The following is a 14,562-nucleotide window of genomic DNA, read 5'->3' on the forward strand; positions in this document are numbered from 1 at the left end:
CAGGAGGCGGCATGTTTCTCAAGAAAGACACGTTTACCTTTAACGATGAATCCCTGACGCTCAGCGAGCTTTCTGCCCTTCAGCGTATTGAATTTCTAGACTACCTGGCAAAAGAGGAAAAGGCCGCTAAGTCATCGGGTGACGAGATGGATGAGCAGCAGATGACGGCCCGGCTGGTGGGCATGAGCATCCGGGCGGGTGCCTGGCTGGTTGCGCAGTCTCTCTGGCACAGCGATCCTGCCGGACCGGATGCCAGTGAACTGCATCAGCAGGTGCTCAGCACCTGGCCCGCCGACGCCATCGGCCAGGCTGAAATGATGGTGAAGACGTTATCGGGCATGCTGCCCCCGGTCGCGGAAGACAGCGGCGGGGAGACAGAAGAAGAAGAGGGTACTGAAGCGGAGCAGCTGTCTGCGGAAAAGCCTTCTCCAGTGAGCTGAAGTTTGTCCTGAAGCTGGCGCGTGAGTTCGGGCGACCCGACTGGCGCGCCATGCTTGCTGGCATGACCTCCTGCGAACTGGGCGACTGGCACCAGTTCTACGGGGAGCACTATTTTCAGGACGCGCAGCAGGATGCGCACTTCTCCATGCTGCTTTGCACGGTGTCCTCGCTGTTTTTCGGGGATCCGGATCTTACTCCCTCGCAATTCAGCCTGTTTTCCGCGTCTGCTTCGGAAATGCATGAATCTGAACCAGATGACGACATGCTGATGGCTGCGGCCGAAGGATTATCAGGAGGCGTACGTTATGGCCCAGACGCCAGTCGGTGATCTGGTCGTTAACCTTGATGTGGACTCCACGAAGTTTAACGAACAGCTTAATTATGTAAAACGTCAGTTACGGCAGACCAGTGATGCCGCCGGAGATACCACCCGGCAGGTACAGCAATCATTCAGTAAGCAGGAAGCGGCCGCGCGCCGGGCCGGTATATCGATGGGGCAATACAATGCCGCCATGCGAACGTTACCGGCACAGTTTACTGATATCGCCACCCAACTGGCAGGCGGGCAGTCACCGTTCATGATCCTCCTGCAGCAGGGGGGGCAGGTAAAAGATTCCTTCGGTGGACTGGCCCCCATGTTCCAGGCGTTGCGCGATGTGCTTTTTGGCTTCAATAATGACGTGGCGGACTCATCTGAAGACGCCAGCAGCAATCTCGGCGATACCGCAGAAGGGCTGAATGCAGCGGCAGAAGCGGGTGAGAAGCTGCGACACGTGCGCGGTTTTATTACGCCGGTTTCCCTCGGCGTGACAGCGCTGGCCGCTGCAACAGCAATTCTGGCTTATGCCTGGTATAAAGGCTCGCTGGAGCTGGATGAATACAACAAGCAGCTCATCCTGACGGGGGGATACACCGGCAAAACAGCCAGTAATCTTTCCGATCTTGCGCGCCGCGTTGGCGAAAGCACCGGTGAAATTGGCAAGGCTGCTGCTGCGCTGGCTGCGGCAATTGGCACAGGCAATATTCGTGGCAATATGCTCGAGTATGTGGCTACCGCCGCCATTGCCATGGAAAAGGCCACCGGGCAGTCAGTCGAAAAAACGGTGGCAGAATTCAGTAAACTTGCTGATGCCCCGGTTGCGTCCGTGCTGGCGCTTAACAAGCAGTATCACTTTCTGACAGCGGCTGTTTATGAGCAAATTTATGCGCTCCAGAAACAGGGTGATGCCAGTGGTGCGGCGAAGCTTGCGATGGAAAGCTATTCCGATGCGATGTCGTCACGGTCTTCACGTATTGAGGAAAATCTCGGTACCATTGAGCGCCTGTGGAATAACATCAAGGATACGGCATCCGGCGCGTGGGATGCGATGCTTAACATTGGCCGCCAGATCACACCAGCCCAGACACTGGAGGGGCTGAAAAAGCAACTCGCTGAGCAAAAATCCTCTCTCGCTTCCCTGACTGCAGCTTCACCTAATCAGTCTGACACCGGCTATGGTCAGCAGCGCAACCGGCTGGGGGCGATTGAGCAGCAGAAAAAAGTTTCTGCCACTGAAGCGCAAATTTCGGCGCTGGAGAAAGCGATCGCGCTTGAAGGTGATATTGCTGTGGTTCGTGAAAAAACGGCCACAGCTAACCAGGAAGATCTCGATGCCTCTGTCCGCAAGAATACGAATATTGAGCGCTATGAATCCAACGCGGTAAAACGCGCGCGTGAACTGAAAGATCTGGCGAAAGACCGCAGCAAGTACACCGCCGCTGAATACAAAATGGTGAAAGAAGGGATCGAAAAACGTTATGCCGACCCTAAAACTCACGATAAACCAGTTAAAACCAGCGCTGGCGATCGTGATGTCGACAGCGGTTCTGCGCAGACACTGGAGCTTGAAGCCCAGCTGCGAACCCTCCGGCAACACAAGGATATAAACGATAAAATCAGTCCGCAGCGGCGTGCATTGTGGGAGCTGGAATCAAAAATTGCTGTTCTGGAGAAAATTCAGCTCGATCCTCGCGGGCGGGCGCTGACAGCGGATGAGAAATCATTACTCGCCACCAAAGAAAAAGCACGGGCGCAGGCTGAAGTCAATGCCCGCCTGGGCGATCAGGTTCTTGCCCAGCAGCGGCTAAACGCTCTGGCGGATCAGGCGCTGAAGTTTTCGCAGCAGCAGGCCGCTAAACGGTCTGAAATTAGCGCCCAGGCGGAAGGGCTATCCCGCCGCGAGGCGGAACGTGAAGCTAATTTACAGCGTTTACGGGACAGCTATGCCGCTAACCCTCAGGCGTTGCGGAGTGTGCTGGTTGATCAGCAGGCTACATACGATGCTGAAGATGCCCTGCGTTCTGACTGGCTGGCAGGTGCAAAACAGGGATGGGCCGAATATAAAGACTCTGCAACAAATGTGTTTTCCTCAGTTCAGCAGGTTTCACAATCCACGTTCAGTGGTCTGGCGAACCAGCTCACCACCCTGACCACCACCGGCAAAGCCAGCTTCAAGGATTTCACCACCTCCATACTGAAGATGATCGCGTCGGTCACTAACCAGTTGGTTGTGGCATACACCCTTCAGAGTGCGATGGGCTGGATTTCAGGCAGTACTCAAACGCCTGCTACCGGGCAGTCTCTGGCGGTACCGTCATTTCGCCCACCCGGTTACGACGGTGGCGGCTTTACGGGGCATGGCGGCAAGTATGATCCTGCTGGCATTGTTCACCGCGGCGAGTTCGTTTTCCATAAAGAGGCAACCAGTCGGCTTGGCGTCGGCAACCTTTATCGGCTTATGCGTGGTTATGCCAGCGGCGGGTTTGTCGGCGGCAGTGGAAGCCCGGCGGGTGCATCTCCCTTTGGTGTCAGCGTCTACGCACCTGTCAGCGTTACCACTCAGCAGGATGACGCCCAGCCGAAAGGTAACAACGATCAGCTTGGCCGCGCTTATCAGCAGGTTATTGATAAAGCGGTCCGTGACGGTATTAGCCGTGAAAGTCGACCCGGCGGGATCCTCTGGGGTATTACAAAGCCGAGGTAAATAATGGCGATTGAGCATTTCGGCTGGCGCATTCAGGCGGCCAGCCAGCCCACCACCGGCAGTAAGGATGTGGTGAGAAAGGCGCAGTTCGGTGACGGCTATGCGCAGGTGTCCGGCTCCGGTATTAACGATGAAACACTGACCTATGATTTCTCGTTTACCGGACGGCCGGACACCGCGCTTGAGATACATGCTTTTCTGCGACGTCACAAAACGAAAGCATTCTCTTTTACGCCACCATTCGGCGAGCTGGCGCTCTGGCGTGTTGAACCCGACAGCCTGAAAAAATCAGCGAGAGGCAAAACGCTTCTCACCATCACCGCAACTTTTGAACAGGCATTTGCACCATGAGTTTAAACAGTGATTATCAGAAGCTGGAGCCGGGCAATACTGTCCGGCTTTTTGTTGTTGACGGTACCGCGTTTGGCATCAGCGACGTGATGCGTTTTCATTCGCATAATATTGCGCACACGCCGGAAGAAATTCAGGCTGCTGGCGGCGATGAGAAAAAGCTTCCGGCTAAATCTGTCTGGTGGCAGGGGGAGGAATACAAAGCGTGGCCCTGTCAGATTGAGGGAATAGAGGCGTCAACCAGTGGGGCCAGTGCCCAGCCTAAACTGACGGTCGCTAATCTGGACAGCTCAATCACGGCTCTTTGCCTGGCGTATGACGATCTGTTGCAGGCGAAAGTCACCATCCGCGACACCCTCGCCGCCTACCTCGACGCGCGAAACTTCCCTGATGGCAATCCATCAGCCGATCCGACGCAGGAGAAAACGCAGGTCTGGTATATCGATGCGAAGAACAGCGAAACAAATGAAACAGTAGAATTTACGCTGTCCAGCCCGATGGATCTGCAGGGGCTGATGATCCCGACGCGGCAGCTACACTCGCTTTGTACCTGGTGCATTCGTAATAAGTACCGCACCGGCGACGGCTGTGATTATGCCGGGACCCGCTACTTCGACAAAAATAATAAGCCTGTCGACGATCCGTCGCGCGATGAGTGCAACGGCACGCTGACCGCCTGCAAACTTCGCTTCGGGGAAAATAACGAGCTGCCTTTTGGTGGCTTTCCTGGCACGTCATTAATCAGGAGCTGATATGCGCGAGAAAACCCTGGCGGCCATTATGGCGCATGCGGAACTGGAATACCCGCGCGAGTGCTGCGGCGTGGTGGCGCAAAAAAGCCGCGTCGAGCGTTACTTTCCCTGCCGCAATCTGGCCGTTGACCCTGAGGAACACTTTCACCTTTCTGCGGAAGATTATGCTGCTGCCGAAGACTGGGGCGCAGTCACCGCCATCGTGCACAGCCATCCCGACGCCACGACGCAGCCGAGCGAACTGGACAAAGCGCAGTGTGACGCCACGCTTTTACCCTTGCATATCGTGAGCTGGCCGGACGGCGATTTACGGACCATTCAGCCGCGGGGTGAACTGCCCCTGCTGGAGCGCCCTTTCGTGCTCGGTCATTTTGACTGCTGGGGTCTGGTGATGAGCTACTATCGCCAGACCTATGGCATCGAACTGCGCGATTACCGTGTGGATTATCCGTGGTGGGAAGACCAGTACGCGGATAATTTTTATCAGGACTGCTGGTATGAATGCGGCTTCCGGGAGTTCACCGGCAACCCGCAGCCGGGAGATCTGATCATCATGCAGGTGCAGTCGGCTAAATGGAACCACGCGGGGATCATGCTGGAAGGCAACATGATGATGCACCACCTTTACGGCATGCTGAGTAACCGGGTGCCTTACGGTGGATACTGGCAAGAACGCACTATGAAGGTGCTTAGATATAAGACACTGTGCTAACCTTCATAAAAATTAATGAAGGGAAACAGATAATGAAAAAATTCATGTTGGCCTTAGTTGCTATTGGCATTTCTGGATGTTCGACAACGCCTGTATCACCAGATTTGGCAAGGAATGTCGGCGTATCAACTGAATTCATGATGAAACAAGGTAATGTGCCTGTGACAATCATCAGAGATAAAGGATTTGTTGCTGGCGGTTGTGCCGTTACGGCATATATTAATGGAAAAAAGGTAGCTGAACTTGAAACAAGTGAAAAGGCTACAGCTTATGTGGTGCCAGGAGAAATCGTTGTTGGCGCAGTATTCGAAGGATCGGGGCTTTGCCATGGGCCTCAAAGGAAAGAGCGGGAATTCATTGTTAAATCTCAACAACCAAAGAGATTAAGAATATTTATCGATCAAAGCGGTAATGTTGACATCCTCCCCTCAACTTTAAATTAATATACGACCCACTTTTCAGTGGGTTTTTTTATGAGGTTTATATGCAAGAGGTAATGACTCGCATTGAGCTTGGCGGGAGCTTAGGTAAGACTTTTGGTAAAGTGCATCATCGATTAATTAGTACCGTCCACGAAGCCGGAAGAGCTTTAAGTTGTACAATAAACGGATTTGAAAGCTATATGAGTAATAGCCAGAAGCGAGGATTAACGTACGCTATTTTTAAGGGTAAAAAAAATATTGGATTTGATGATTTGGATTACCCCGTTAGTGGCGATGTCATCCGAATAGTACCCCTAATAATTGGAAGTAAGCGTGCTGGTATGCTTCAAACTATTCTTGGTGCTGTGATTGTAGCTGTTGGGGCGGTGCTTAATTTCACACCTTTTGCGGCTGCCTCACCCTATCTATATCAGATTGGTGGAGCAATGGCCTTGGGTGGAGTTATTCAGATGCTCTCTCCACAGCCCGCAGGACTTGCAAGCAAACAGGATCCAGATAACCGCGCCTCCTATGCCTTCGGTAGCGTAACCAACACCACCGCCCAGGGTTATCCCGTTCCACTGGGGTACGGTAAACGGCGCATCGGTGGTGCAGTGCTTTCAGCCGGGATTTACGTCGAAGACCAGCAATAAAATATCTCCACAGTTCAGACCGCCGCCCGGCGGTTTTTTTATGGGTGTAATATGGCAAACCAGATTAAAGGACGCAAAGGCGGCGGCTCTAAACAACGCACGCCCGTAGAACAGCCGGACGACCTGCAGTCGATCGCAAAAGCAAAAATTCTGCTCGCGCTTGGCGAAGGTGAATTTGAAGGTGGGCTGGACGGGAAGAGTATTTTTCTTGATGGCACGCCGCTGATAAACAGTGACGGGTCAGAAAACTTTTCCGGTGTCAGATGGGAATTCCGTCCCGGCACCCAGGCGCAAACCTATATTCAGGGGATGCCGGGTACTGTAAACGAAATTAATGTTGGCTCTGAAATCTCAAGCGATACTGCGTGGACTCATACTTTTAATAATACGCAGTTATCCGCTGTGCGCCTTCGCCTTAAATGGCCGTCTATTTTCAGGCAGCAAAATAACGGCGATTTAGTTGGCAATGTTATTAACTACGCTGTCGATTTGCAGACTGACGGCGGCACATGGCAGACCGTACTTAATACGTCTGTCTCCGGTAAAACCACCTCAGGTTATGAGCGTAGCCATCGGATTGATTTACCGCGTGCCAGCCGGGGCTGGACCGTGCGCATCCGTAAAATCACAGCGGATGCACACAGTGCAAAAATCGGCGACACAATGACGCTGCAGAGCTATACAGAAGTTATTGATGCAAAGCTCCGCTACCCCAATACAGCACTGCTGTATATCGAATTCGATTCCAGTCAGTTTAACGGCAATATTCCGCAGGTTTCCTGTGAACCGAAAATGCGCGTTATGCGTGTGCCGGATAACTATGATCCGTTGACCCGCAATTACAGTGGTACGTGGACCGGTGGTTTTAAGTGGGCCTGGACGGATAATCCGGCGTGGATATTTTACGATCTGGTCGTGACCGAGCGCTTTGGGCTGGGTAATCGTCTGACCGCAGAGAATATCGATAAGTGGGTTCTCTATCAGGTCGCGCAATACTGCGATCAGCTTGTTCCTGATGGTAAGGGCGGCGACGGTACCGAGCCTCGCTATAAATGTGACGTCTATATACAGGATCGAAACGATGCTTATACCGTTATTCGTGATTTCGCTGCAATTTTTCGGGGTATGACGTACTGGGGCGGGGATAAGATCGTTGCGCTGGCGGATATGCCACGCGATATCGATTTCAGCTATACCCGCGCCAATGTCATTGATGGCCTGTTTACATACAGCAGCAGCACAGCTAAAACCCGTTACACGAACGCGCTGGTTTCGTATTCAGATCCTCAGAATGGCTACAGTGATGCAATGGAGCCTGTATTTGAGCAGGCTCTGGTTGCTCGCTATGGTTTCAACCAGCTTGAAATGACCGCGATCGGCTGTACCCGCCAGTCAGAAGCCAACCGAAAAGGGCGCTGGGGCATTATGACCAACAATAAGGATCGCGTTGTAACGTTCTCTGTCGGGCTGGATGGCAATATCCCGCAGCCTGGCTACATTATCGCGGTCGCTGATGAAATGCTGTCCGGTAAAGTGACGGGTGGACGCATCAGCGCTGTGAATGGCCGTGTGATCACCCTTGATCGCAAGGCTGATGCTAAGGCCGGCGATCGCTTAATCCTGAACCTGCCTTCCGGCGCATCTCAGACGCGTACAATTCAGGACATCAGCGGGCGAATTGTCACCGTCACAACGGCTTTCAGCGAAATTCCCCAGGCGGAATGCGTATGGGTGGTCGAGTCCGACGAACTGTACGCGCAACAGTATCGTGTGGTCAGCGTTTCCGATAACAATGACGGCACTTTTACCATTGCTGCCGCGTCGCACGATCCGGACAAATACGCGCGCATTGATACCGGGGCGATCATCGATCCGCGCCCGATAAGTGTTATACCGCCCGGTAACCAGGCGGCACCAGAAAACATCCTGATCGACAGTTATTCCGTAGTGAATCAGGGTGTGAGCGTTGAAACCATGCGAGCCACCTGGGAGCCTGCTGCTAACGCTATCGCCTATGAAGCGCAGTGGCGGCGTAACGAAGGTAACTGGGTTAATGTCCCGCGCAGCGCCACCACCAGTTTTGAAGTGCCTGCCATTTATGCCGGGCGCTACCTGGTGCGTGTTCGTGCCATTAATGCCGCTGAAATATCGAGTGGCTGGGGCTATTCTCCTGAGCAAACGCTGACTGGCAAAGTAGGGAGTCCTTCAGCGCCGGTCGGTCTTTCAACGCAGGGAATTATTTTCGGCGTCGTGCTGAACTGGAATTTTCCGGCCGGTACCGAAGATACACTCAAAACCGAGATCCAGTACAGCGCGGCGGCCAGCGGCGAAAATCCGTTGTTGCTGGCCGATGTGCCGTACCCGCAAAAGACTTACCAGCAGCTCGGCCTTAAATTCGGGGTGACGTTCTGGTACCGCGCGCGGCTGGTGGACAAAACCGGCAACCAGAGCGACTGGACCGGCTGGGTCAGCGGGATGCCGGCCGATAACGTCGCTGACTACATCGACAACATGGACGAGGCGATCCGCGACACCGACACGTACAAAGAGCTGGATAAGTCGATTCAGGACAACCAGACCGCGATCGCGAAAGAAGTTACTGACCGTGCCGCCGCCCTCACCAAAGAAGCCAGCGATCGCGCTGCTGCTATTTCAAAGGAAACTACGGCCCGCACGCAGGCACTGACTAAAGAAGCCTCTGATCGCACCGCGGCAATCGCGGATGAGGCAACCACCCGCGCGCAGCAGGATCAGAAGGTCGCGGCTGACGCAGCGAATGGATTGCTTAACGAGCAACTGACGCGCGAAGCGGCAATTTCTGAAACCAACCTGATTATTCAGAACAAAACGGACTCGCTGGCGCAGTCTATTGCCCAAGTGGCGGCTGGCAGCGGCACGCAGTTCGATTCCCTGAAAATCTGGCATTTCAACTCTGCGAGCGTGGAGGGGTGGACAGGCAACGGCGCGCCGGCGGTAGTCGATAACTGCCTGCGTCCGGCGAACCACGCAACCGATCCGTACGTGATTTCTCCTGCAGGGCTGAACATTGATGCGGCGTCGTATAAATTCGTGAAGCTGCGGATTATCCGGACCGGGAAACCGGTCTGGGCAGGCCAGTTACGCTGGGCCGGTATCGCCGGGCAGTTTGCCGACGCCAGGATGATGACGCTGCCGGAACCAGCATTTGACGCTGGCGGCGTGGCGACTATCGATTTCAGCGATATCAAATGGAATGCGCTGGCGAACGTGGTGCAGTTCCGGCTGGACCTGAGTAACGCCCAGACGGCCAGTGACTATTTTCTGATTGACTGGATAGCTGTGGGCCGCCCGGCACCGGGTGCCAGCACCGCGGCGCTTCAGGATGAAGCGACAGCGCGTATCGCGGCAGACTCAGCAGAAGCCACGGCACGCAGCACCCTGGCGGCGCAGTTGCGCGGCGGTACCGACGGCACGGATCCGTCGAAACTGACCAGCGGCTTAATTTTTAATGAGCGACAGGTCCGCATCTCTTCGGAGAAGGCCATCGCCGAAGATGTTGTCGCGCTGGAGGCCGATTTCAACGACAACAAGACCGTAGTCCAGCAGTCGCTGAAAACGCTAACGGATGCCCAGACCAGCCAGGGCAAGACGATCACAAACATCAGCGCATCGCTGAAATATGCAAACATTGATGCGGACAACATGCTGACCAACGGATCGTTTGAGTCTGATTTTGATTTCTGGGACAAACGCGATTATCCGCAGGCTCAGAGCATCATTAACGGCGGAGCGTACAGCGGCGATAAATTGCTTCGCTTTGCTGCTAATGCGAATATTTCACAGCTAACCCAGAAAAATATTCTGCTGCTGAAAGGGAGGACTTACCGCCTGTCAGCCGTCTTTAAGTTCTCCTCTGATGCCACCGGAGGTGCAGACAACACAAAGATATCCTTAAGGGACAATAACAACGACAACCTGTTGCGAGCCGTGGCATTCCTTGACTCATCAGGTAAAGGGCCGGTTGTATGGACAGAAAAAAGCCTGGAATATACGGTCAGCGGTGCTGATATAACAGTATGCGTTGCGGTGTCATCCTATCTTTCAGCAGGCACCATGGATGTCGATTTTGTGCGGATAATGGATATCACCGACGCCAAAGCCATCGAAACGAAAGCCGACGCTGGCGCTGTATCCACGCTGGACGGCAAAGTGAAAGCCATCGGCGATACCGTGGACGCGCAGGGTACCGCCCTGACGCAGGTGAAAGCCAGTATCGGGCGCCGTACTGTTTTCCGGGCGGTTTCGGTCGGCAGTGGCGGCACCGGTGGCATCAGCGCCGCGGGTATTTTCCGTGAAGACGGGACGAAAGTAGCCACACCGGCGCGGTCGTACATGCTGTCAGTCTTCAGGACCAATGCGGACGGCTCCACGTCGTTCACCTCTACTAATTTCGATGTTTATTCTGGGTCTGTTGCTGCTCAGGCATTCAAGGATGCAGTAGCGGCACTGGCTAACGGGACGTATGTTGCAGTTACGACATGGGACGAGCCAAACAGCAACAAGGCCCTAATCTATGACGCGATTGAAAGTCTTGGCGGCAGTCGTGAAGCCATGGCGCAGATGGTATCGCGCAGTGCGTACATCCTGCTGGGCTGCAAGGGGATCGGCAAAGGAAGCGGTCAGGAGTTGGTCAGCCCGGTTGGCGGCTCAGCCGACGCGCGCGTATTTGCTGCAATTGAGTTCATCAACGGGACGATGGTTGGTCTGGGCGCTGGCGCATCGGCGATTGCCAATGCTAACGCATCAGCCACGAGCGTGCTTGACGCTAAGGTGACGCAGAACGGGAAGGATATCAGTGCGCAGGCCGATGCGATTACCCAGCTGAAAACGGATGTGGGCGGTAAGGCGAGCCAGCAGGCACTGAGCGTGCTCAGCCAGCGTGTCACTAATACCGAGGGTGACATTGAAAGCCAGCAGAATGCAATTACCGGGCTGAATAACAGCCTCAAAAATAAAGCTGACGCCAGTGCAGTTTCGGAGTTGACGACTACGGTCAAAGGACAGGGCGAGCGGATTGACACCATCGACCTGAAAACAACCCGCATCGACCTGACCGCGCTGGATCAGAACATGTATTACCCGGTAACGATGCAGATCCCGTCAAACGGAATATCTAAGGGGCCGACACGCATCCGCGTGGCCCGCCCACTGGATAAGTCATACGGTATCAAACAGGCTGACGGCACGTATAAAAACCCTGACTGGGCTTTACATGCCAATGGGTTCAATGCGTCGATGGAATGGTCGGTGATCGGTAGCGGCTGGGGCGCTAACGATATTGAACGGAATATTTATGAGTATCAGTACCGTCCTAACTGGATCACTGGCGGCGTTGCGCCTGTGGTGAACGTCGGTCAGATGCTTAACTCTTCAACCGAGTATATCTACCTTCGCGGCGGTTCTCAGTACGACGTGTCAACGCCGTTTAATGTGACACCGGTCCTGCGAACCGGGGCTTACACTCTGTCCAGCCAGACCGTCAACCTGATCTCGGTTGGCGGAGTGTCGGTTGTTGTACCCAGCACTATCCGCCAGGACACGGTATCAAACGCCACGGCGACGACAGCGCTTAAGTCAGAGCTGAAGGAATTCAGTACAAATACGGCAACCGCTATCACGCAGTTAAAAACCACCGCTAAGGAGCAGGGCGACACGCTGACGTCTCAGGCTGAAAGTATAGAAGGGCTGAATACCAGCCTGGGTGAAAAGGCTGAAGCGAAGGCGCTTAATGACACTATTGCGAAGGTAACGCAGCAGGGCAAGGATATTACCGCCACGACCAAATCTGTCAGTGACCTGAAAACGCGTGTGGAGGGCGCGGAATCGGGTCTGGCTCAGACATTCGAATCCATCGCCCAGGCAGGTTTCGCGCAGTTCCGCGGCTTCTACGAGCAGCGTGCCGAAATTGTCAGTAATGACACGAAAATCAGCGCGTCCATTAACGAAGTGAACGTCACCATTGCAAACGAGACCGGCGCGCTGGCGCAGCAGATGAACACTCTGCAGGCGAGCGTCGGGGAGAATGCCGCCGCTATTCAGGTGACATCCTCTGCGCTGGCCGATGTGTCCGGCAAACTGTCGGCGCAGTGGGGCGTTAAAGTGCAGGTAGATGCACAGGGGCGCTCATACGTTGCCGGTATGCAGCTGGGTATTGACGGCAATGGGTCATCTCAGTTTTTGATTGATGCTGACACGTTCGGAATTTATAACCCGAATGCTGCCGGTGGTCGGGTGCTGGCGTTCGCGGTGAGTGGTGCGACCGCTTATCTTCGGGCGGCGATGATTCAGGATTTAAGCATCGATTTCGGCAAAATCAGTGACACGCTGTGCTCCACAAACTTTGTTCCGGGACAGCAGGGGTGGAACCTGCCAAAGAACGGCAATGCTGAACTGAACAATGTCACCATTCGCGGTACGGTTTATGCGAATGCCGGGGAAATGAATAATATCCTCATCAAAGAGACCTGCACCGTTCAGGGCCGCATTGAAGCCAACGACGGCTGGTTTAAGGGAACCGTTTATGCGGAGAAGCTGGAAGGGGATGTCGTTAAGTCGTTCACTATAGGCATAAACGGCACCGCTAAAATCGAAGCCGCGCCCTATCCGCGCCGGATCGTTGCGATAAGCGCACCCATGATGGCGGCCACCGCCACCAGGATTGAAAACAGTACGGTTACTTACCTGTATGGTCAGGCGCATATGACCCTGCAACTTTTTGCGGGTGACGGAGGGACCGCCAATATTTTTGATAAACATATCGCCGCCAGCAACTCAAACCAGACCGTTTTTGACGTTGCAGAAGGAACCTGGCTACTCAATCCAGGTGTCTACTACGAGGTAACTTATCGCGCCAGCGGTGGCGTGGGGCCGTCTGGCTTCCCTCAGAATTACACCTTTCTGGTAGTGAAAAACTGATAAATATTTCAGCTAAATAAAACCATTCAACGGGAGGCTTTTGCCTCCCTTTTTTTGAGGAATAAAAATGGCAACTATTTCCGATGAACTGGCAGCAGGGCTGACAAAAATTCTTCAGCTTGCCCAGCTCGACATTCAGAATCAGGACAAAATGTTTAATGGCAGCGGCGACGTGACATTGACCCGCGCTGACGGTTCCACGTTTTTGGCGGCAACGTGGGCCAAAATGATGGCCGCAACTGTCGGGACCATTAAGCAAAATGGTAATCTTGGGACCCGGCTGCTTAACGAAGTTGACGGCAGGAACGAAGGGTTCTGGATTCAGCCTGCTTCAGCCAATGCGACCGCGGCGCGAAATTACCCTGAATACGTCGCAGGTAACCTTCTGGTTATGCAGAACGCTGCAAACGGCCTCGCTGGATGCACTCAGCTATATTTCCCCTTTAACAACCAAAATGTATGGGTCAGGACTGGCAACGCAAACGCCAGCGGGATCGCATCATGGACCGCCTGGCAAAAACTGGCTTATACAAATGACCCGGAGTTTACCGGAAAAGTTGTAATGCCCAGCGCGGTGCATCTAAGAAAAGATAAGGTGATCCTGAAAGCCGGTGATGATAATACTTTTATTCTCACCGTTGGCGGTAATGTTGATGTGTGTTCGTGGGGCGGCAATGGTCTGTTCCTGCCTCAAACTTTAGACTGCGTCCGTGGTTTCAAATCGCATATGGGAATTGGTAGTGCTTCAGGGGCTAACAATTACTGCTTTGGCTGGGATGGGTCGCGTATGGTCCTCTACGTTGACAATACGGCTGTAGGGTCTCTGAACACCACGTCAACGTCAGATCGAGGGCTAAAGAAAGACATTGAGTATACACCGCTGGATGACAGACTGGTGGCGCTGGAGGAGGTGATGCGCTGGGCTACGGCGACATTTAAAATGAGGGCCAGAGGTGACGTTATCCCAGAGTCGCCTGAAATGCTGGGCTTTATCGCCAACGATCTGAAAGCCGTCAGCCCGGAGTGTGTTTCGGGTCAGGGGCTGGAGGAGGGCGACGAACCGGACCCGTTAAAAGCCTACACCCTTGAACCGATCGCAATGATGGCAAAAATGACGTTAGCGATGCAGGCAATGGAGGACCAGATAACTGACCTGCAAAATACGGTTAACGATTTGAAAGCTCAGATAGTTTCTCAGTAACCACCCAAGCTTCTGAATGTAGTTTCATTACTGATTGATTGTGGCGCTGCTGA

8 protein-coding genes and 2 pseudogenes are annotated in these 14,562 nt (G+C 53.9%); all 10 read left to right on the forward strand.

Features of this window, described 5'->3' with window-relative positions; genetic code table 11:
* Positions 1 to 11 precede the first annotated feature (11 nt).
* Positions 12 to 440 (forward strand): phage minor tail protein G, encoded by a 429-nt coding sequence (locus tag P0H77_RS03875; protein ID WP_103678161.1) that lies wholly within the window; start codon positions 12 to 14, stop codon positions 438 to 440.
* Positions 437 to 757, forward strand: a pseudogene (locus tag P0H77_RS03880) (phage tail assembly protein T); the annotation flags it as partial. The gene P0H77_RS03875 and the pseudogene P0H77_RS03880, both read left to right, overlap by 4 nt.
* A pseudogene (locus P0H77_RS03885) lies at positions 747 to 3,215 on the forward strand (phage tail tape measure protein); the annotation flags it as partial. The pseudogenes P0H77_RS03880 and P0H77_RS03885, both read left to right, overlap by 11 nt.
* A 252-nt stretch (positions 3,216 to 3,467) precedes the next feature.
* Positions 3,468 to 3,815, forward strand: coding sequence for a phage tail protein (locus P0H77_RS03890; protein WP_103678158.1), 348 nt, complete (start codon positions 3,468 to 3,470; stop codon positions 3,813 to 3,815).
* Positions 3,812 to 4,567, forward strand: a complete 756-nt coding sequence (locus P0H77_RS03895) for a phage minor tail protein L (protein WP_103678157.1) — start codon at positions 3,812 to 3,814, stop codon at positions 4,565 to 4,567. The genes P0H77_RS03890 and P0H77_RS03895 overlap by 4 nt, the downstream gene beginning before the upstream one ends.
* A gap of 1 nt (position 4,568) precedes the next feature.
* On the forward strand, positions 4,569 to 5,279 hold the full coding sequence (locus P0H77_RS03900; RefSeq protein ID WP_276163654.1) for a C40 family peptidase: 711 nt from the start codon (positions 4,569 to 4,571) through the stop codon (positions 5,277 to 5,279).
* Between the two features lie 32 nt (positions 5,280 to 5,311).
* Positions 5,312 to 5,722, forward strand: coding sequence for a hypothetical protein (locus P0H77_RS03905; protein WP_245880268.1), 411 nt, complete (start codon positions 5,312 to 5,314; stop codon positions 5,720 to 5,722).
* Between the two features lie 41 nt (positions 5,723 to 5,763).
* Positions 5,764 to 6,354 (forward strand): tail assembly protein, encoded by a 591-nt coding sequence (locus P0H77_RS03910; RefSeq protein ID WP_103678154.1) that lies wholly within the window; start codon positions 5,764 to 5,766, stop codon positions 6,352 to 6,354.
* Between the two features lie 51 nt (positions 6,355 to 6,405).
* Positions 6,406 to 13,308 carry a DUF1983 domain-containing protein gene (locus P0H77_RS03915; RefSeq protein WP_276163655.1) on the forward strand — a complete coding sequence of 2,301 codons (6,903 nt, stop codon included), beginning with the start codon at positions 6,406 to 6,408 and terminating at the stop codon, positions 13,306 to 13,308.
* A gap of 67 nt (positions 13,309 to 13,375) precedes the next feature.
* Positions 13,376 to 14,509 (forward strand): pyocin knob domain-containing S74 family peptidase, encoded by a 1,134-nt coding sequence (locus tag P0H77_RS03920; protein WP_276163656.1) that lies wholly within the window; start codon positions 13,376 to 13,378, stop codon positions 14,507 to 14,509.
* The last annotated feature ends 53 nt before the right edge of the window (positions 14,510 to 14,562 follow it).

It is taken from the genome of Superficieibacter sp. HKU1 (genome assembly GCF_029319185.1).
In the GTDB taxonomy this organism is placed as follows: domain Bacteria; phylum Pseudomonadota; class Gammaproteobacteria; order Enterobacterales; family Enterobacteriaceae; genus Superficieibacter.

Bases quoted from the DNA above. Each gene is read 5' to 3' on its own strand.
- P0H77_RS03905 (WP_245880268.1), top strand. From the start codon at position 5,312: ATGAAAAAATTCATGTTGGCCTTAGTTGCTATTGGCATTTCTGGATGT.
- P0H77_RS03890 (WP_103678158.1), top strand. From the start codon at position 3,468: ATGGCGATTGAGCATTTCGGCTGGCGCATTCAGGCGGCCAGCCAGCCC.
- P0H77_RS03920 (WP_276163656.1), top strand. From the start codon at position 13,376: ATGGCAACTATTTCCGATGAACTGGCAGCAGGGCTGACAAAAATTCTT.
- P0H77_RS03915 (WP_276163655.1), top strand. From the start codon at position 6,406: ATGGCAAACCAGATTAAAGGACGCAAAGGCGGCGGCTCTAAACAACGC.
- P0H77_RS03910 (WP_103678154.1), top strand. From the start codon at position 5,764: ATGCAAGAGGTAATGACTCGCATTGAGCTTGGCGGGAGCTTAGGTAAG.
- P0H77_RS03900 (WP_276163654.1), top strand. From the start codon at position 4,569: ATGCGCGAGAAAACCCTGGCGGCCATTATGGCGCATGCGGAACTGGAA.
- P0H77_RS03875 (WP_103678161.1), top strand. From the start codon at position 12: ATGTTTCTCAAGAAAGACACGTTTACCTTTAACGATGAATCCCTGACG.
- P0H77_RS03895 (WP_103678157.1), top strand. From the start codon at position 3,812: ATGAGTTTAAACAGTGATTATCAGAAGCTGGAGCCGGGCAATACTGTC.